This is a genomic window from Hyphomonas adhaerens MHS-3 (assembly GCF_000685235.1).
In the GTDB taxonomy this organism is placed as follows: Bacteria; Pseudomonadota; Alphaproteobacteria; order Caulobacterales; family Hyphomonadaceae; genus Hyphomonas; species Hyphomonas adhaerens.
The window spans coordinates 1614683-1632927 of sequence record NZ_ARYH01000001.1; the positions used below are offsets into that span (position 1 = coordinate 1614683).

At 62.5% G+C, this 18245-nt stretch carries 19 protein-coding genes; 5 read left to right on the forward strand and 14 right to left on the reverse strand.

Going from position 1 to position 18245, the window contains the following annotated elements; all coding sequences use genetic code 11:
• The first annotated feature begins 246 nt into the window (after positions 1-246).
• From queC to HAD_RS07960, 3 genes are read left to right on the forward strand one after another with little or no spacing between them, the layout of a single operon-like run.
• On the forward strand, positions 247-966 hold the full coding sequence (gene queC, locus HAD_RS07950) for a 7-cyano-7-deazaguanine synthase QueC (RefSeq protein WP_035570386.1): 720 nt from the start codon (positions 247-249) through the stop codon (positions 964-966).
• Positions 963-1610: a 7-carboxy-7-deazaguanine synthase gene (gene queE / locus HAD_RS07955; protein WP_035570388.1), complete on the forward strand. Its 648-nt coding sequence runs from the start codon at positions 963-965 to the stop codon at positions 1608-1610. Before queC ends, queE begins: the two co-directional genes overlap by 4 nt.
• A gap of 14 nt (positions 1611-1624) precedes the next feature.
• Positions 1625-1984, forward strand: coding sequence for a 6-pyruvoyl trahydropterin synthase family protein (locus HAD_RS07960; protein WP_035570390.1), 360 nt, complete (start codon positions 1625-1627; stop codon positions 1982-1984).
• 24 nt (positions 1985-2008) lie between these two features.
• Here HAD_RS07960 and HAD_RS07965 read toward each other — a convergent pair whose 3' ends face one another.
• From HAD_RS07965 to HAD_RS08025, 13 genes are all read right to left on the reverse strand, one after another.
• Positions 2009-2494 (reverse strand): hypothetical protein, encoded by a 486-nt coding sequence (locus tag HAD_RS07965; protein WP_035571882.1) that lies wholly within the window; start codon positions 2492-2494, stop codon positions 2009-2011.
• A gap of 79 nt (positions 2495-2573) precedes the next feature.
• Positions 2574-3269, reverse strand: coding sequence for a pirin family protein (locus HAD_RS07970; protein WP_035570392.1), 696 nt, complete (start codon positions 3267-3269; stop codon positions 2574-2576).
• A gap of 118 nt (positions 3270-3387) precedes the next feature.
• Positions 3388-3573, reverse strand: coding sequence for a DUF3008 family protein (locus tag HAD_RS07975; protein ID WP_035570393.1), 186 nt, complete (start codon positions 3571-3573; stop codon positions 3388-3390).
• 221 nt (positions 3574-3794) lie between these two features.
• A complete protein-coding gene (locus HAD_RS07980) occupies positions 3795-4163 on the reverse strand; it encodes a hypothetical protein (protein WP_035570394.1) in 369 nt (122 codons plus the stop codon).
• Between the two features lie 321 nt (positions 4164-4484).
• Entirely contained in the window at positions 4485-5471 is a 987-nt protein-coding gene (locus tag HAD_RS18365; RefSeq protein ID WP_156942201.1) for a DUF2971 domain-containing protein, read from the reverse strand.
• Positions 5468-7894, reverse strand: coding sequence for a DNA topoisomerase (ATP-hydrolyzing) subunit B (gene gyrB / locus HAD_RS07990; protein WP_035570397.1), 2427 nt, complete (start codon positions 7892-7894; stop codon positions 5468-5470). The genes HAD_RS18365 and gyrB overlap by 4 nt, the downstream gene beginning before the upstream one ends.
• A 168-nt stretch (positions 7895-8062) precedes the next feature.
• On the reverse strand, positions 8063-10114 hold the full coding sequence (locus HAD_RS07995; RefSeq protein ID WP_035570399.1) for a DEAD/DEAH box helicase: 2052 nt from the start codon (positions 10112-10114) through the stop codon (positions 8063-8065).
• Between the two features lie 230 nt (positions 10115-10344).
• Complete coding sequence (locus HAD_RS08000) at positions 10345-11172, reverse strand: class I SAM-dependent methyltransferase (RefSeq protein WP_035570401.1); 828 nt, start codon at positions 11170-11172, stop codon at positions 10345-10347.
• Between the two features lie 5 nt (positions 11173-11177).
• Positions 11178-12407, reverse strand: coding sequence for a cytochrome P450 (locus tag HAD_RS08005; protein ID WP_035570403.1), 1230 nt, complete (start codon positions 12405-12407; stop codon positions 11178-11180).
• A gap of 74 nt (positions 12408-12481) precedes the next feature.
• Positions 12482-12913 (reverse strand): PaaI family thioesterase, encoded by a 432-nt coding sequence (locus tag HAD_RS08010; protein ID WP_035570404.1) that lies wholly within the window; start codon positions 12911-12913, stop codon positions 12482-12484.
• Positions 12910-13368 carry a PaaI family thioesterase gene (locus HAD_RS08015; protein WP_035570406.1) on the reverse strand — a complete coding sequence of 153 codons (459 nt, stop codon included), beginning with the start codon at positions 13366-13368 and terminating at the stop codon, positions 12910-12912. The genes HAD_RS08010 and HAD_RS08015 overlap by 4 nt, the downstream gene beginning before the upstream one ends.
• A gap of 9 nt (positions 13369-13377) precedes the next feature.
• Complete coding sequence (locus HAD_RS08020; RefSeq protein WP_241765323.1) at positions 13378-13908, reverse strand: SspB family protein; 531 nt, start codon at positions 13906-13908, stop codon at positions 13378-13380.
• Positions 13909-14037: 129 nt separating this feature from the next.
• Positions 14038-14268, reverse strand: coding sequence for a hypothetical protein (locus HAD_RS08025; RefSeq protein ID WP_035570410.1), 231 nt, complete (start codon positions 14266-14268; stop codon positions 14038-14040).
• A gap of 157 nt (positions 14269-14425) precedes the next feature.
• Here HAD_RS08025 and HAD_RS08030 point away from each other — a divergent pair, with 157 nt between their 5' ends.
• Positions 14426-15658, forward strand: coding sequence for a pyridoxal phosphate-dependent decarboxylase family protein (locus HAD_RS08030; RefSeq protein WP_241765324.1), 1233 nt, complete (start codon positions 14426-14428; stop codon positions 15656-15658).
• A 23-nt stretch (positions 15659-15681) separates the two neighbouring features.
• On the opposite strand, the gene cls is transcribed toward HAD_RS08030, so the two are convergent.
• Positions 15682-17145 (reverse strand): cardiolipin synthase, encoded by a 1464-nt coding sequence (gene cls / locus HAD_RS08035; RefSeq protein ID WP_035570413.1) that lies wholly within the window; start codon positions 17143-17145, stop codon positions 15682-15684.
• A gap of 62 nt (positions 17146-17207) precedes the next feature.
• Between cls and HAD_RS08040 the strand changes: the two genes are divergently transcribed.
• Positions 17208-17939, forward strand: a complete 732-nt coding sequence (locus HAD_RS08040) for an endonuclease/exonuclease/phosphatase family protein (RefSeq protein WP_162177482.1) — start codon at positions 17208-17210, stop codon at positions 17937-17939.
• Positions 17940-18245: the final 306 nt, after the last annotated feature.

The window sequence follows — 18245 nt, forward strand, 5'->3', positions numbered from 1 at the left end:
GTCGGTTCAGTTTCAAGTCAAATTCCTCCCCTCGTCCAATGTTCGCGGACAAGATTATTGGTTGTTGGTTTTGGTTTATTTGCGTGCTCTTCTGGCAGGAACACTGCAAATACTACGAAAGGAGGGGCCGCCTCGTCTGTCAACGGGCTACCCTCGCGTAAACATCTGACTATTTTTGATTGCGTGGGTAAAACCACACAGTTTTCCCGGCTTGGCCGGATTTGCCCGGGCTGGTAGAGGCGCGCCATGACCTTGCAGACTTCACCCTCCGTCACCCGCGCGCTCGTCCTTTTTTCTGGCGGACAGGATTCCGCCACATGCCTGGCCTGGGCGCTTGACCGATTCGATGCGGTCGAGACGATCGGGTTCGACTATGGCCAGCGCCACGCCGTGGAACTGTCCTGCCGGGAGAAAGTCCGTATCGGCATGGCCAGCCTGAAAGAGTCCTGGGCGTCGCGCCTTGGCGACGATCACATGATCGACGCTACGGTTCTCAAGAGCCTTGGTGAAACGGCCATGACTCATGATGTGGCCATCGAGACGACCGATGCCGGTCTGCCGTCCACCTTTGTCCCCGGGCGCAACCTGCTGTTCCTGACGCTCGCCGGTGCGCTGGGCGTCCGCCGCGGCGTTGGCGTGCTCGTCGGCGGCATGTGCGAGACGGATTATTCCGGCTATCCCGATTGCCGGAACGACACGATCCAGGCCCAGGCCGAAACGCTGCGCCTCGGTCTCGGCAAGCCGATGACGATCGAGACGCCCCTTATGTATATAGACAAGGCCGGCACCTGGGCGATGGCGCTGGAGCTGGGAGGGCAGGGGCTGATCGACCTGATCGTAGAGGATACCCACACCTGTTATCTTGGCGATCGCACCCACCGTCATGATTGGGGATATGGCTGCGGCACCTGCCCGGCTTGCGAACTGCGCGCGGCCGGCTGGGACCGCTGGCAGGTGTCGCGATGACCTATTCGGTCAAGGAAGCCTTCTACACCCTGCAGGGGGAAGGCGCGCAGACCGGGCGCGCCGCCGTGTTCCTGCGGTTTGCCGGCTGCAACCTGTGGAACGGGCTGGAGCGCGACCGGGCGAGTGCGGTCTGCCAGTTCTGCGATACAGACTTTGTCGGCACCGACGGCGAAAACGGCGGCAAGTACAAAACCCCGGAAGAAGTCGCCGCGCTGGTCGCTTCGATCTGGAAAGCCAATGCCGACACCGCCGGCCGGCCCTATGTCGTCTGCACGGGCGGAGAGCCGCTGCTGCAGCTGGATCCGCCACTGATCGGCGCGCTCCACGGTGAAGGCTTCGAGATTGCGGTGGAGACAAATGGCACGATCGCGGCGCCGGAGGGGCTCGACTGGATCTGCGTCAGCCCCAAGGCGAATGCCGCGCTTGTCCTGAAAAAAGGCAATGAACTCAAGCTGGTCTACCCGCAGGATGAGGCCGAAGCGCAGCCGGAACGGTTCACGGAACTGGACTTTCAGCACTTTTTCCTGCAACCGAAGGACAATTCCGAGGCGGCCCGCAATGTGCAGGCTGCTGCTGCTTACTGTCTGAAGAATCCGCAATGGCGACTGAGCTTGCAAACACACAAACTGACCGGGCTGCCCTGAGCCCTGAGGGCCGCGTGTTCGAGATTACCAAGTCGGTGAATTTCGAGGCGGCGCACTTCATGGGCGGCAAGCCGGAAGGGCATCCTTACCGGAACATGCACGGCCATTCCTTCCGTCTGGAAGCGACGGTTGCCGGTGTCGTGAAACCGGGTGAGCAATGGGTCGAGGATTTCGGCCATCTGACGGCCTGCCTGAATGCGACAGCCGAAAAGCTGGATCACAGGTTGCTCAACGAGATCGACGGCCTTGATGTGCCGACGCTGGAGCGGATCTGCCTCTGGGTCGCCGAGGACCTGCGCGAGGCGCTGCCGGGGCTGAAGCGCGTCGCTCTGGCGCGCCCCAGCCTCAACGAGCGGTGTGAACTCGTCCTCTAGTGGTCGGGCTTTCGCCCGCTGGCTCTAATTGGCGAGTTCGCCGTCCTTCAGGTCTTCTGCGAAATTCCGGGCGAACCGGTTCGAAGCCCGATTGGCGTCGTACCAGGTGGTAATGCCGGTCATTCGCAGGTCATGCTCATACCAGGAATACTCATACTCCCCGGTTTTCTCGCCAGCGTCGTCATAGGCAACGGCGGAGAGTTTCATGCCGCCGAGGCTTTTTGAGAGGCCATAGTCCAGGCCGGGCTGGTCGCCGAGCTGTTTGAACGTCGGCTTGGACGGTTTGGCATCGACGATGGTGACATCGATCCGGGCCGTGTCCACGCCAGCCTTGTCGAGCTCGCGGGTCAGGTCATCCTTCACGTCCTTGATGAGGTAGTCACCTTCACGGGTGCCGTAATCATCCTGCAGCTTGGTCTGGAAATCGTCAGAGACGGTGACATTGATTTCCGCGGCCATGGCGGCGGGGGCAAGGAGAAGGGCGATAGCGGTGATGGGAACAAGTTTCATTTTCAGAACCTCCATTAAGGTCTCCGATCAACTTACCATCGCCCTGTCTGTTCCCGAAGTCACGCTGATGTGAAACAGGTTAAATCGTGTCCACGAAGACGATCTCGGCGTCTTCGATACTTTTCAGGCGGATCGTCTCGGCGCCGGTGATGGCGGCCCCGTCGCGGGCCTTCAGCACGTCACCATTCAGGCTGACCGATCCGGCGGCCAGCACGAGATAGCCATGCCGGCCTGGCGCGACCTCATAGTCGAGCGTATCCCCGGCGCAGAGCGTAGCGCCCATCACCTTGGCGTCCTGCTTGATCGGCAGGGCATCGCCTTCGCCGTCATTGGCGGCAAACACGGTCCACTTGCCGGAGCGATTGCCTTTCGGGAACTGGCGCGTGCCCCAGCCCGGCTGGCCGCCCTGTTCGCGCGGCAGGATCCAGATCTGGAACAGCTGGCAGGTTTCATCGTCGGCATTCCATTCCGAATGCTGCACGCCGGCCCCGGCGCTCATCACCTGCACGTCGCCGGCCTCGGTGCGGCCGGTATTGCCCATCGAGTCCTTGTGCGTGATCGCGCCTTTGCGGACATAGGTGATGATTTCCATGGACTGGTGCCCATGCGGCGGAAAGCCGGTGTGCGGCTGGATCGTGTCATCGTTCCACACGCGCAGGGCGCCTTCGCCCATGCGGTGCGGGTCGTGATAGCCGGAAAACGAGAAGTGATAGTTCGCGTCGAGCCAGTCGTTCCGGAAACGGCCGAGACGGTCGAACGGGCGCAGGTCAATCATGGCGGGCTCCTTCAGGTGCCGTATTGCTTCGTGTTGCAGCGAATATGACGTGAAGCGCGCGGGGCTGTAGGGGAGGGCGGCAAACAAGACTTATGCCGCCCCGGAATAAGTCCCCGGTTTACGAGGGTTTTTTCTCCTGATCGCCGTCCTCGTCTGGCTCGGCGATGGCTTCCAGCTCTTCCATGCTCAGCTCGTCATACATCTTCTTGGCCTGGCCTTTCAGGTGCCATTTGGGGGCACGGCCCCGGCGCGCGGCGAGCGCAAGTCCGGCGGCCTGCTGTTCGGGAATCTGTTGTGCGGACATGTCGGCCTCCTGTGTTGTGGTGGAATATCAACGCAGGAAGGGGCGCCCGTGTTCCATCCAGCACGCGCGGCCGGAAAGGCGGGTGCCATCCGGTGAAGTGAGTTTGTCCTGTGTGGCCCATTCTTCGACTTTGCTCAGGATGAGTCCGGTAAGTGTTGCGCCTCAGAGGAATGCTCATGCTGAGCGAAGTCGAAGAATGATGGCGGCGCACTGAGGCCCAGCTAAGGCGGACCACGCACGTGCAAAACCGGATCAGTCCGGACGACGTCATGCTTATGGATGACCATACCGGACTTAACCGGATCATGACGGACTTCGCCGGACGGCCCGCGCAAAGCCGCGAGCCCGGCGCCGCAGACAGCAGGCCGTTCCCAGCGCGGGATGCACGGCGCTTCATATGTATAGAGATCATCGGGCGGCGGGGCATCGGCCACAAAGACCAGCCTTATATTGCCAAAGCAATCGACCGCCATCAGCGCCTCCCGCCCGGTGCGCGTGTGCCAGCGGGCAACACGCACAAGGTTCCACACCAGCCACGGCCAGAAGAACGGCCAGACATGGTTGAAATAGCGTTGGAGGTCAGGATGCATGGGCGGAAGGATGAGGCCGCGCCCTATCAGGCGAATTCAGACAATTCCCAACCTGTCATCCCGGCAAGCCCCCGGTGCTTATCCGGGCCCTGGTCCTGCAACGGCCACACCGCATCTGGCGCCTGGATATTTGCTGCGCAAATTCCGGGATGACACGCGGCGGCTGTGGGACAGAGCCCAATCTCTCCTCAGGGGGCACCCGAAGGGTGGGGGCGACAAAGGCGTAACCCACCAGACATAGCGCGCGGCAGAGCCGAACGGTGGGTATCGCTTCGCTCAACCCAACGCATGCTTACTTGTCGCTTCTGTTTTTGGTGACGTTCAGCGAGCACGCAAGGGGATATCAGAACAATGAACTCTTTCTCCTGCACCCTCGATCCCCAACTCCTCAAGACATTCTACAAAGGCGTGCCAAATGGTTGTAGGGTGTTCGCTTGGTCCTATTATTATTCGATCAACAAACTTCTTGAGATCAAGACCTTCGAAATCGCTATTCTCCGTGGAGAGAGGGAGTTGATAAATACTCTGCGGTATTCCCCCGATTGAAACCATGTCTCGTTTTAAGCGGTCGGAAAAACTCTCGGATGGGCGATGAATCAAGCGCCATTCCGATTCTTCTGAAAAACCCGGGTGTTTTAAAGTAAACACAAAAGACTGCAACATATTCAGCAACCACCAGCGCAATGTGGTTTGATCGAGCGACCGCACAAAATCTTCTTGTTCGATTATACCGCTAACTGCCTCTGTAAAAAGTTCCTCAGCAGCGGCGCCTCCACAATAGCAGATCGGGTAGGTAAATACGTCAGAGTGACGTGCGCCATCGGCCACCTCTTGACTATTTAAAACAAGGCACACTCCAGTTGCTTGGCCATAACCTCTCCACATCGAAAGTCGGCCAAACTCATCCTCGTGTGGCTGGTGTTCCGACAAGCAGGTAACATATGTCTTGGTTCGTAGGTCGGGTAACCAAAGGTCAAATGTGTCCTTCAATGTCGATGCTTCACCATCGGTGGCTACTTCAACTAAGCTCCAGAATTTTCGTATTATTTGGCTTTGATTGTTCGGTCCAAAAAATTGGGTGACTTTTCCGATACCATATTCGATTTCGCTAAAGTCGTTCATGGTCATTGCGTTACGCATCCAGATCGACTTTCCGCTCAATATCGACAAAGCGGCTTCAGCTGATGTGTAATGTGAGAAACGTCCGTGATCAGCCCAAATGAACTGAGCTCTTCTATGTAGATAAGGAGTGAAAACTTTAAATGCCTTATCCAGTGTTTCGAATGAGGGAGTTTCAGGCTGGTTCAAACATCCACCTCCGCGTCCAGCGCATTCTCCTCGATGAACTCCCGGCGCGGTTCCACGACGTCGCCCATCAGTTTGGTGAACATGTCGTCGGCTTCTTCCATATGGTCGACGCGGACTTGCAGCAGGGTGCGGGCGTTGGAGTCGAGCGTGGTTTCCCACAGCTGGTCGGCGTTCATCTCGCCCAGACCCTTATAGCGCTGGACTTTCAGGCCCTTGCGGCCGCTGTCGAGCACGGCTTTCAGCAGGCTGCTTGGTCCGTGCACGGTCACTTCGCCGCCCTTGTCCTGACGCAGGATGGCGGGCTGGTCGTACATTTCGGCGAGACCGGCCGCACGCTCGGCGAGGCGCTGGGCGTCCTGGCTGGCGATCAGGGCCGGGGGCAGGGCGATGGTCTCGTCCACGCTGCGCACCGTGCGCTGAAGGACAAGCGCGCCTTCGACGAACCGGCCGGCCCATGTGTCTTCGCCTTCTTCGGCGAAGCGGTTCAGGCGTTCGGCGGTCTTGGCGGCTTCGTCTTCGCCCGCGCCGGCGGCAAGCGCCCCGGAAAGGGCGGCATGTTCGATCAGGTCGCCCGAGGCGCGCAGGGCGAGGCGGCGCAGGTTTGCCTGGAAGTTCGAGGCCTGGCGCACGCGGTCGCGCAGGTCTTCCCCGGCAATCGTGGTGCCGTCGGCGAGGATCAGGGATTCCCCGTCGGTGCCTTCGCCGATGAGATAGGATTCCAGCTCCGCATCGTCCTTCACATAGCGTTCGGACCGGCCGCGCGTCACCTTGTAGAGCGGCGGCTGGGCGATGTAGAGATAGCCGCGTTCGATCACTTCCGGCATCTGACGATAGAAGAAGGTGAGCAGCAGGGTACGGATGTGTGCGCCGTCGACATCAGCATCGGTCATGATGATGATCTTGTGATAGCGCAGCTTGTTGATGTCGAACTCGTCGCGGCCGATGCCGGCGCCGAGCGCCATGATCAGCGTACCGACCTGGTCTGACGACAGCATCTTGTCGAAGCGCGCGCGTTCCACGTTCAGGATCTTGCCGCGCAGGGGCAGGATGGCCTGATTGTCGCGCGACCGGCCCTGCTTGGCCGAGCCGCCAGCGGAATCCCCCTCGACGATGAAGATTTCGGACTTCGCCGGGTCTTTCTCCTGGCAGTCCGCCAGCTTGCCGGGCAGGGAGGTGATGTCGAGCGCAGACTTGCGGCGCGTCAGTTCGCGGGCCTTGCGGGCGGCCTCGCGTGCGGCGGCGGCCTCCACGATCTTGCCCATGATTTCCTGGGCTTCCTTCGGGTGTTCCTCAAACCATTCGGCGAGCTTCTCGCCCATCATGCTCTCGACCACCGGGCGGACCTCGGAGGAGACGAGCTTGTCTTTCGTCTGGGAACTGAATTTCGGGTCAGGCACTTTCACCGACAGGACGCAGGTGAGGCCTTCGCGGGCATCGTCGCCGGAAATCTCGACCTTGGCCTTCTTCGCCAGGCCCGTCTCGTTGGCGTATTTGTTGATGATCCGCGTCAGCGCCCCGCGGAAGCCGGCCAGGTGTGTGCCGCCGTCGCGCTGGGGGATGTTGTTGGTGAAGCAGAGCACGTTCTCGTGGTAGCTGTCGGTCCACTCCAGCGCCGCTTCGACGGTGATGCCGTCCTTCTCGCCGATGGCGTAGACCGGCTCCGGGATCAGCTTGCCCTTGGCCTTGTCGAGGTGTTCGACGAACGCCTTCACGCCGCCTTCGTACATCAGGTCGATCTCGTAGGGCTCAGCCTCACGCTCGTCGCGGAAGATGATGTGCACGCCGGAGTTCAGGAAGGCGAGTTCCCGCAGACGGTGTTCCAGCGTCTTGCGGTCATAATTCGTCATCGTGAACGTGCTGGGCGCGGCGAGGAAGCGCACCGCGGTGCCGGTATAGGGCACGCCCTTGTCGGTCATCGGGGAGTCGCCGCGTGTCTCCAGCGGGGCCTCGACGAAGCCGCCATCGATGAAGCGGACCCAGTGTTCCTTGCCTTCGCGGTGGATGGTCAGTTCCAGCCAGTCCGACAGCGCGTTGACCACGGACACGCCCACGCCGTGCAGGCCGCCGGAGACCTTGTAGGAGTTCTGGTCGAACTTCCCGCCGGCGTGCAGCTGGGTCATGATCACTTCGGCCGCCGAGACGCCCTCGGTCGGGTGCATGCCCACGGGAATGCCGCGGCCATTGTCGGTGATTTCGGCTGAGCCGTCGGGGTAGAGGGTGACCGTCACGCGGTCGGCATGGCCAGCCAGCGCCTCGTCGATGGCGTTGTCCACCACCTCGTAGATCATGTGGTGCAGGCCGGAGCCGTCGTCGGTGTCGCCGATATACATGCCGGGGCGTTTGCGCACGGCTTCGAGGCCCTTCAGGACCTTGATGGAGCCTGCGCCGTACTCGGCATTCTCGCCCTGCGTTTCTTCAGCCATGAGGCTTCCCCGTCGATTCTGTAGATTCGCCTTCAAATATAGGGGATTAACCCCTCAGAGGGAACCGAAACGGGGGTTATTTTACAGCTTAATGAGGGTGCAAATTAGCCCTGCAAAAACAAGGTGTTGCAGGGCCAAAATCGGGGCGCTGAGGCGGTTCCTCCGGGATCAGACCTTCGGGGGCGGTTTCCGGTGCTTTTTCAGCGGTTTTCCGCCCTTCTGAAAGGCCGGTTTGCCGCCCTTTGCGGGGCCTTTTCCGGGCCCTTTTCCAGCCGGGCGGGCCGGTTTGCCCTTGCCGCGCATGGGCGGCTTCCAGCCATCCTTGGCGTGCACCTTGGAGAACGATTTGGCCGGCTTTGCAGGCTTCTCCCGGTCGTCCTGGATATAGTCTGTCTGCGGGGAGGGCGCGCGTTCGGCGGCGGCCGGGGCGTCGTCCCGGGCCGCTTTCTTCTCATAGGGTTTCTTGCCGGAGAATTTGCGCGGGGCATCCGGGTCGTACGGTTTCTTGCGCAGGCGCGGGGCCGGGCGGTCGCTACGGTCTTCCCGGTCGAACCGGGCCGGTGCGGACGGCGGACCGTCCAGCGGAGAGGCACGCAGGCCCTTTTCCAGGGTGCCGCCGTCGCCCAGCGCGGCGAAGAAGCGTTCTGCGCCGTCACGGGTCAGCTCGACATGCGTGTCGCCCGGATTGATGCGGATGGCGCCGATATCGTCGCGTGACAGGCCGCCAGCCTTGCAGAGGACGGGCAGGATCCAGCGCGCTTCGGCGTTCTTCTTGCGGCCGACATTGAGCTCCACCCAGACGGCATCGTCGAAGCCTTTGCGTTCGGTCTTGTGGCGTTTCTCGCGCGGCTCGCGCTCGGGCCTGTCGCCGCGTTCTCCGCGTTCGCGGCGCTTCGGCGGGGACGTGTCCACGTCGCGCAGGTCTTCCGGCGCGGAGCGGCCCTCGCGCTGCTTGCGCAGGAAGGCGGCGGCGACCTGTTCCGGCCCGTGCTGTTCGAGCAGCGCGTCGATCATGGCGCGCTCGCTCTCATGGATGGGGCGGGTGAGGGACGGGTCGCCCAGCAGGCGGGCATCGTCCAGCGCGTTGATCTCGTCGGCCGACGGCGGCGTGCCCCAGGTCGCTTCGATCTTTGCGTCGCTCAGCAGGCGTTCGACGCGGCGGCGGGCTTTCGGAGCCACGATCAGGGCGCTGACGCCCTTGCGGCCAGCCCGGCCGGTCCGGCCCGACCGGTGCAGCAGCGTGGCGGAATCCCGCGGCAGGTCTGCGTGGATCACCAGGCCCAGATTGTCGAGGTCGAGGCCACGGGCGGCCACATCGGTGGCGATGCAGACACGGGCGCGGCCATCGCGCAGGGACTGGAGCGCGTTGGAGCGTTCCTTCTGGCTCAGCTCGCCGGAGAGAGCGACGACCGGGAAGCCGCGATTGCCCATCCGGCTCATCAGCTTGTTCACGGCCGCGCGTGTCGTACAGAAGACAAGCGCGCTTTCGCTGTCGGAATGGCGGACGATATTGACGATGGCGTTTTCTTCATCGCCCGGCGCGACCAGCAGGGCGCGGTATTCGATGTCGCCATGCTGGCGCTGTTCGGATTCGGTGCGGACGCGCTCGGCATCCTTCTGGTAACGGGCCGCAAGGTTCGCGATGCCCTTGGGCACGGTGGCCGAGAACATCAGGGTGCGGCGGGAGTCCGGCGTGCCCTGCAGGATGTGCTCCAGCTCGTCGCGGAAGCCCATGTCCAGCATCTCGTCGGCCTCGTCCAGCACAACGACGCGGATGCCGGCGGTATTCAGCGAGCCGCGCTTGATATGGTCCGACAGGCGGCCGGGCGTCCCGACGACGATATGGGCACCGCGGGCGAGGGCCTTGCGCTCGTCGCGCATATCCATGCCGCCCACACAGGTGGCGAGGCGCGCCCCGGCCGGGCCATACAGCCAGGTCAGCTCGCGGGCGACCTGCATGGCCAGTTCGCGCGTTGGCGCCACGATCAGGGCCAGCGGCGTCTCGGCGCGGGACAGGCGGTCTTCCTCGCCCAGCAGCTCGCCCGCCATGGCGAGGCCGAAGGCAACGGTCTTGCCGGAGCCGGTCTGGGCGGAAACGAGCAGGTCACGCCCGGCGAGCGAAGGCTCGATCACGGCAGACTGGACCTGGGTGAGGGCGTCATACCCCTTATTGGAAAGGGCTTCGGCGAGAGCCGAGGGAACGGACGGATAAACGGACATGGATTGGCTTTCGGGGGTTGGACTGTCAGGGATCGTCATCGAGGCACGATCGACCTGTCAGAGGGATTTTGCCCGCCTATGACACGTTTTTGCGCGCTGCACCATGGTCGCACGCAGGCTGTTCGTTAACGGTGGGGGCGATGTGAAGGGCCTGTGTCCCGGATAAACGCGCCACGTTTTCCGGGAAGCCATGTGTGAGGGACCGCGCGGCGCGTCATCCCGGAAAGCCCCTAGATGGGCTTTTCGCAGGAAATGGCGACCGGCACGATACGTCCGGCCTCATAATTCCGTTTCAGGTTCGCGAACTTGTCTCGGGCCGTTTCACCCATGATCAGGGCCAGTGTAAGCGGCGGGCGCGGCTGGCTGGCCTGTGACGCTGCCTGTGCGAAGAAGGCATCGGCGATGTCGCGGCGCGGTTCGGACTTTGTTACGGCGAACCCGGCAGAGCGGAGGGCTTCGTCATACTGGCGCGGCGGGCGGACGAAACTGCTTGCCTGACTGCCGGCCCAGGGGACGGGGAAAGTGAGCGGCGTCGTCTCGTCTTCGCCGCGCATGATGTCGTAGACCAGAAACCGTCCGCCCGGTTTCAGAACCCGGAAAACCTCGTTGAACAGGGCCTGCTTGTCTTCGATGTTCATGCCGACATGGAACATCCAGCCGAGATCGAACCTGGCCGTTTCGAACGGCATGTCGAGTGCGCTGCCGCAATGCAGGGCGACCTTGCCGTCCAGCTTCAGCCAATCCGTCAGCGTTCGGCCTGCGCGGATGAAACTGTCCGTCAGGTCGATGCCTTCGACCGTGCAGTCAAACTGCGCCGCAGCATGACGCGACGTGCCGCCGGTTCCGCAGCCGACATCCAGCGCGCGGTCGGCCGGACGGATGTTCAGATCGCGCAACAAGGTGTCTGTGGCCATGCGGCCGCCGACATGAAATTCCTCGATCGGGGCCAGCACGTCCGCTGTGACCGTCTCCGGCGACAGTCCGGCATCTGACAAAGCGGCTTCGATGCGGGCGATCAGGTCTGGCGCATCATAATGGGTGCTGACGGTCCCGCTCATATGGATCAGACTTCGACCAACAAGGTCTCTATGCCGCGGAAGAAGGGCAGGGCGCGCCAGGCGATGTCCTGTTCCGGCAGTTTCATGTCCGGATAGCGTTCGAACAGTTTTTGATAGACACGCCGGGCTTCCATACGGGCAAGCGGTGCGCCGATGCAGATGTGCGGGCCGCCGCCGAAGGCGACATGGCTGGCGCGTTTCTGCGTAATGTCGAACGTGTCCGGCGCCTCGAACGTCTCTGCGTCGCGATTGGCCGACGCGAGCGAGCAGAACACGACCTGGTGTTCCTTCACCGGGCAGCCGGCCACTGGCTTGTCGGCTTCGGCGATCCGCGAGGTCGCCGAGACAGGCGCTTCAAAGCGCAGCACTTCCTCGACTGCCTGGGAGGCGAGGCCAGGATCGGCCTTCAGCGCGGCGAGCTGTTCCGGATGGGTCAGGAACAGCCAGACGCCGTTTCCGATCAGGTCTGTCGTGGTCAGGTTCCCGCCGACCAGCAGGGCCTGAAGATTGATGCGGACTTCATCGTCTGACAGCGGAGCATCCCCGGAGGCCTGCAGCTGGACCATATCGGTGATGAGGTCGTCGGCAGGGGCCTCGCGGCGGCGTTCCATCAATTCGGCGAAATAGGCTTCCAGCGCGGCGCCGCCTGCCATCATGCGCTCGGTCTCTTCCGGGGTGCGGACCGGGTTCAGGCCAAGGATCACCGCTTCGGACCAGTCGCGGAAATCGGCGAGGCGTTCTTCGTCGACCCCAAGAATGCGGGCGATGACTGTCACCGGAATGGGCACGGCGATCTCTTCCATCAGATCGAACACGCCGCTGGCGGGCGCGGCTTCGATGGTTTCATCGACGATGGCTTCGATCTGGTCCTTCATCTTGTTGATGCGGGCATAGAACGCCTTGGCCAGCGGGGGGCGGACGCGGGCATGATCCGGATTGTCCATGAACAGGATGGACGTACGGCGCGGATTTTCCTCATCGACCAGCTGGCGCGAGATCGAGCCTTCCTCGGCGTTCAGCGGATGACGGATGAAGCTGCGGTCGTTGACCGTGGTGCGTACGTCGCCATAGCGGGTGAGGAACCAGGCCTTCGCCATCTCGTCGCGCATGACCGGACAGTTCTCGCGGAGCGCCTTCAGGGGCGGGTGCGGATCGCGCCGCGCCTCTGGCATGAAGGCCGTCACCTCGATAACGGACTTGGGGACTGAAGGTGCGGAGCCCTGATCGTCGGCCATTAATTCCTCCCGGATTTTTTTATATTTCGGGGAAGATAGCACAGACCGGCGTTCTCGCGCAGCCTGTCGCAGCGTCAGGCCATGGAGCGCGGGATACAGCTGGCGGTTGCCTGAGCCAGCAGCTTGCCGTCTTCGCTGCGCAGGAAACCTTGTGTGAAGATGGCCTGGCGGCCTTTGCGGACGACTTCGCCGCGGCCGAGAAGACGGACGCCAACTGGCACGGGACGGATGAAACTGACCGTCATCTGCAGCGTCGGCGCCATGGCCGGGCCATCCTGCACGATCGAGCCGGCGATGCTCATGATTTCGTCCAGCGCGGCAGTCACGAAGCCGCCTTGCGCCGTGCCGCCGGGATTGGTGGCCTGGGCTGGCAGGCAGAAAGCCGCCTCGGCCCAGCCTTCCGTCTCGTCGAAGGAAATCAGGTCCAAACCGACAAAGTCTGTCGCGGGCGGGCGTTTGCCCTCACCGAGCATGCCTTCCCAATAGGCGCGTTTGTCGAAACTCATTTGGCGAGGCGTTTGAACGGCATCGGGATGGCCGTGGCGGACGCCTTGGCGACCATCTTCCCGTCCGGGTCAAAACATTCCGCTTCCATGAACGCGGCGGACTTTCCCAGACGCACGATGCGGGCATCGACATACGCCTTGCCGGGCATCAGGCGGGTCAGGAAGCTTGTCTTCATTTCCAGTGTCGGCGCTGTCATGGTGACATTGGAGGCGATGATGACACAGGTGCTCATCGCTTCATCCAGCATGGCGGAGATGAAGCCGCCCTGCACGGCGCCGGTCGGATTGGCGAAGGACGGACTGACGTCGAACTCCATCCGTATGCGCATCGCATCCTGTTCGACCTCGATGAGCGTCATGCCCAGCGTGTCGGAACAGGGCGGACGCTTCTTCGAGCCCTGAAAGCGGGCCAGCATGTCAGCGTCGCTGATGCGGGGTTTTTCAGTATCTGCCAATCGTCCGGCCTATTTGCGGCGGAATGCGTCGAGGTTCACGACGGTGCCGGCCTCGCTAGCAGCAGCCTCGCCTTCGCTCTCGTCGTCATTCGTCTCGGCCAGATCGGAAGCCGGGGAGATGACGGTCGCGTCCTTGTCCTGTGCCTCGAAGGTCAGGCCGAAATTCACGGACGGATCGACGAAGCGCGTGATCGCGGCATAGGGCACGAACAGGTGCTGCGGCACGCCGGAGAATTTCAGGATGATCTCGAAATGCCCGTCATGCACTTCCAGATCCCAGAACTGGTGCTGGACCACGATGGTCATGTCGACCGGGAATCGCTCGGTCAGGTAGTCGGCCATGCGCACGCCCGGCGCCTTGGACCGGAACGTGATGTAGAAATGGTGGTCGCCGGGCAGGCCGCCGTTTGCTTTTGCACGCTTCAGCGCCTCGCGGACCACGCCGCGCATGGCGGCCTGAGTGAGCGCTTCGTAACCGATATAATCCGTCATGGCCCGGTGCTGATCCCCATTAAATTTCTGGCTTGTTCTTTCGTTCACAATATTCCTCCCGCCGCGTGCGGGCAACGGGCTTCGCACAATGCGCGAGCAAAAAGCTGCACTTCGCGCGCAGGCGCACACGGCGGCTGGAATGCCTCGGGATTGCAACGCTCTAGCGGGGGCAGCCGGTCAGTAATTGGCGGGTGGATCGCTCGCCGGGAAGGATTCGTCGCTCTCTTCGTCGACCTTGTCCCAGTTTTCGGGCGGGCTTTCCATGCTTTCAGGCCCGGCCGGGCGAATCTTCCGGTCGTCCGTTTCGGTGTCGTGATTCTTGCCGGATTGGGGGCCGGATTGGGGGCCGGATTGGGGGGATGTTCCGCCTTTTTGGCCAGCTTCTTGGATCGTCTTCTGGTCAGTCATTTGAATCTCCTCCTTTCTTGGGGAGTAAGGACTCAACGTGCCAGGCGGTGAAAAGTTGCAAGGGGGGCGGGTGGCAGGGGCCAGCTATGGTCAAGCGGCGAAGGCCCGCTTAGGTTTCAAACCAGACAAGAGATCGAGGGAAGGAACAGCCATGCAGATGCCGGAGAAGGGACGCGACTGGGCCGATGTGCGCCAGGAAATGATCAGCCGCGGCGGAGGCGATGCGCAATGGCGCGACGGGCGCACAGCCGTTTACGTCTTCAATGCCGGCCATGAGGTCGAACAGGTCCAGCAGGAAGCCTATCAGCTCTATATGGCGGAGAACGGGCTCGGCCCGCTGGCCTTTCCGAGCCTCGCCCAGATGGAGAAGGAAGTGATCGGCATGGGCCTCGGCCTGTTGCACGGGCCGGAGGGGGCGACCGGTGCGATGACGTCCGGCGGCACGGACTCCATAACCATGGCGATGAAGACCGCGCGCGACTATGCCCGCGCGCAGGGCAAGCCGCGTGAGGGGCAGAATGTCGTGCTGGCGCAATCGGCGCACCTCGCCTTCGACAAGGCCGCCCACCTGATGGATATAGAGATCCGCCGCGTCCCGCTGAAGACAGATGGCAGCTATGAAGCTGACCCGGCTGCGATGGGCGAGGCAGTGAATGAAGCGACGGTGATGATGGTCGGCTCGGCGCCGAACTTTCCGCACGGCATCATCGACCCGATCGCTGAACTGGGCGAGGTCGCCGCGAGGAAAGGCGTGTGGCTGCATGTCGATGCCTGCGTCGGCGGATACTTTGCGCCCTTCGCGCGGATGAATGGTGTGCCGGTGCCGGCGTTCGATTTCGAAGTTCCCGCTGTCCATTCGATGAGCGCGGACCTGCACAAATATGGCTATTGCGCCAAGGGTGCCTCGACCGTGCTGTTCCGCTCCGAAGAGCTCTACAATTACATGCCGTTCGATCTGGCCGGCTGGAGCGGCGCGCCGATGAAGACTCCGACACTGGCGGGCACGCGGCCGGGCGGCGCGATCTCTGCCGCCTGGGGTGTGATGAACACGCTGGGCGTCGAAGGCTACAAGCGCCTGCAGGGGCAGGTCTGCGCCACGCGGGAAAAGATCGAAGAGGGCGTGAAGCGCCTCGGCTTTGACATCGTCGGCAATCCGATGCTGGGCCTGATGGCGTTTTCCCATCCGGACGCCCATGCCTTTGCGATCTATGGCGAGATCTTTCGGCGCGGCTGGTTTACGTCTGTGACGAAGGAACCGCCGAGCCTGCACCTGATGCTGTCGCCGAAGCACGCCGATGTGGCCGATGCCTACCTCGCCGATCTCGAGGCGAGCCTTGCGACGGTCAAAGCGGGCGCCGATGGCCCGAAAGTGGAAGCGCGTTACAGCTAGGGACAGTCCGGCGAGGCCCGCGCCTAAAGGATCGGGCTGGCGAGGCGCAGGATGTTTTCGAGGAATTTGTGCCACTCCGGGCGCTGTTCCCATCGCGCCGGGTCCAGCGGTGTGCTTTCCGGCAGGTAGGTGTCCGAGTGCTTCCACAGCGTGGCACTGGTGGCCGCATCATAGATGACCATGGTCAGCTCAAGGTTCAGGTAGAAGCTGCGCATGTCGATGTTCACCGTCCCGAACAGGGCGATCTCGTCGTCCACCAGGATCAGCTTTGTGTGCAACAGGCCGCTGCGATACCGGATCAGGCGCACGCCGGCGCGCAGCAATTCCTTGTAGGACGACTGGCTGGCAAACTGGGCGAGGCGGGAATCGATGCGTTCCGGCACGATGATCTCGACTTCGATCCCGCGCTTGGCAGCCGAGACAAGGGCAAGCTGGACCGAAGGATCCGGAATGAAATAGGGCGAGACGATGCGTAGCCGCCTCTGCGCGCTGAAGATCGCCGAGACGAGGACTTCATAGATCGTGGAGTTGCGCATTTCCGGGCCGGACGGCAGCACCTGCATGGACACAGGCGTGCCTTCGCCTCCGCCCACACGGGGCACGATGGGCAGGGCATTCAGGTCGGCCCGGCCAATCTGGTAGCCGACGCTGTCGAACAGGAAGTCCGACAGGCAGACCGATGTGAGGGCATCGACGACGGGGCCTTCGACGCGCATCATCATGTCGACCCATTGGCCAACGCCGCGGTCAGCCTTGAACAGTTTGGGATCTGCGAGGTTGTAGCTGCCGACATATCCGACGCGCTGGTCGCAGACGAGGATCTTGCGGTGATTGCGCAGGTCGGACCGGCGGAAGAAGGACGAGAACAGATTGACTCGCAGGGAACGGACGATCTGTACGCCAGCCTTCTTCAGCCGCGTTGGCCAGTGTGACCGGAAGAAAGGCTTGGAGCCGAAATCGTCCGCCAGGATCTTGCAGTCGACGCCCCGCTGTGCCGCCCGTTCCACCGCGGCCAGCACATCCCCAACGCGGCCCGCCGGGTCGAGGATATAGAATTCGAGGCAGATGCTGTCCGAGGCCGCGTCGATATCGGCCTGCATGGCGGCATAGAGGTCGCCAGCCTCTGCGAAGAATGCCGGAGACAAACCGGTGAGAACGGGAAAGCCGGTATCGGCCTGGATCGAGCGGGACAGTGCCGCGTAGCGGGGAACGCTTGCGATGTCTGGCGGGATGCCGGCGTCTTTCACGCTGAAGACCTGCATGAAAAACGAGCGCAGGCGCTCGCCCATCTTCATCCGCCGCCCGCCCAGCCGGTGGTCCCCGAACAGGACATATAGCACGACACCCACCACCGGCAGGCCGAACAGCAGGAAAAGCCATGCCAGGGTCGTGTTCACGGCCAGCTTGCGGTAAAGCAGGCGCACTGCTGCAAGGACCGACAGGGAGAAGTGCACGAGAAAGGGTATGGAACTGAGAAGAGGAATCATGTGCCCAGCCTGACAATTCGTGAAGCCTTACCCTGTCCTGTCCGAACCGCCAAAGGAAGACCGTGCCCCTGAAACTGCTGACATGGAACATTCAGGCCGCCATCGGGACGGCCCGTTTTACTGATTATCTCATACGCGCGCACCGGCAGGTTTTCCACACGCCGGCAAAGGCCAGCACGCTGGACACCATCGCCGAAACGGTGCGCGGCGCAGATCTTGTCTGCCTGCAGGAGGTCGACCTTGGCGGGCGCCGGGCCGGATATCGCTGTCAGGCAAATGCGATTGCCGAACGCTCGGGCCATGATCATCTGGCGATCCAGGAAAACCGGGTGATCCGCGGCGTTTCGCGCCATGGGAATGCGATCCTCAGCCGGTTCCCGCTGTCGAATGTGCGCGACCTGAAACTGCCGGGCAGGGTGCCGGGGCGCGGCTGCCTGATTGCAACTGTCGGGGCCGAAACCCCGTTTGACGTGGCCTGCGTTCATCTCAGCCTTGGGCGGCGGGATCAGGAACTCCAGCTGGATTTCCTCTCCCGTCACCTGCCGGAAAATGGACGGTGGGTCGTCATGGGGGACTTCAATTGCAGTCTGCATGCGAGCCCGGCCGAGGCCTTCCTTGAAAAGATGCACGCTCATTTCGACCGGCAGCCGGAGCCGACTTATCCCTCCTGGCGGCCACTGCGGGACTATGATCACATCCTGACCGGACCCGCCATGAAGCTTGGCCAGTACCGGCCGGGGCCGGAAATCTGTTCCGATCATCTGAATGTGTCTGCGGAGCTGGACGCGGACTGAGCCCTGAATCCTGAACAGGGCCTCATCCATCATCCGCACCGATATCCCGGAGCAGGTGGGCAGGAAGTTTCGTCTTGAGGGAACGGGCCGCGATACGCCGGTCCCGTTGCGGTGATTTTTCAGATTTTCCAGTCCGGCCGCTGAGCCGGGAAAGGGCGGCCGCCAGTGGCCGCAGGATGCGTCGTGTCATGTGAACCTGTGAGGATGAAGCTGGAGAAGCGGGGGGTGGTCATTGCGGATCTCCTTTCATCGTTCAGGGTTCGTAGGACGCACGTTTCGTGCAGGGTGGCCCACCTATGCCAGCCG

Coding starts and splice junctions, on each gene's coding strand:
- HAD_RS08000 (WP_035570401.1), bottom strand. CDS start 11,172: ATGAGCGGGACCGTCAGCACCCATTATGATGCGCCAGACCTGATCGCC.
- cls (WP_035570413.1), bottom strand. CDS start 17,145: ATGATTCCTCTTCTCAGTTCCATACCCTTTCTCGTGCACTTCTCCCTG.
- HAD_RS07975 (WP_035570393.1), bottom strand. CDS start 3,573: ATGTCCGCACAACAGATTCCCGAACAGCAGGCCGCCGGACTTGCGCTC.
- HAD_RS07965 (WP_035571882.1), bottom strand. CDS start 2,494: ATGAAACTTGTTCCCATCACCGCTATCGCCCTTCTCCTTGCCCCCGCC.
- HAD_RS08025 (WP_035570410.1), bottom strand. CDS start 14,268: ATGACTGACCAGAAGACGATCCAAGAAGCTGGCCAAAAAGGCGGAACA.
- HAD_RS08010 (WP_035570404.1), bottom strand. CDS start 12,913: ATGAGTTTCGACAAACGCGCCTATTGGGAAGGCATGCTCGGTGAGGGC.
- HAD_RS07980 (WP_035570394.1), bottom strand. CDS start 4,163: ATGCATCCTGACCTCCAACGCTATTTCAACCATGTCTGGCCGTTCTTC.
- gyrB (WP_035570397.1), bottom strand. CDS start 7,894: ATGGCTGAAGAAACGCAGGGCGAGAATGCCGAGTACGGCGCAGGCTCC.
- HAD_RS07995 (WP_035570399.1), bottom strand. CDS start 10,114: ATGTCCGTTTATCCGTCCGTTCCCTCGGCTCTCGCCGAAGCCCTTTCC.
- HAD_RS08030 (WP_241765324.1), top strand. CDS start 14,426: ATGCCGGAGAAGGGACGCGACTGGGCCGATGTGCGCCAGGAAATGATC.
- queE (WP_035570388.1), top strand. CDS start 963: ATGACCTATTCGGTCAAGGAAGCCTTCTACACCCTGCAGGGGGAAGGC.
- queC (WP_035570386.1), top strand. CDS start 247: ATGACCTTGCAGACTTCACCCTCCGTCACCCGCGCGCTCGTCCTTTTT.
- HAD_RS07970 (WP_035570392.1), bottom strand. CDS start 3,269: ATGATTGACCTGCGCCCGTTCGACCGTCTCGGCCGTTTCCGGAACGAC.
- HAD_RS08005 (WP_035570403.1), bottom strand. CDS start 12,407: ATGGCCGACGATCAGGGCTCCGCACCTTCAGTCCCCAAGTCCGTTATC.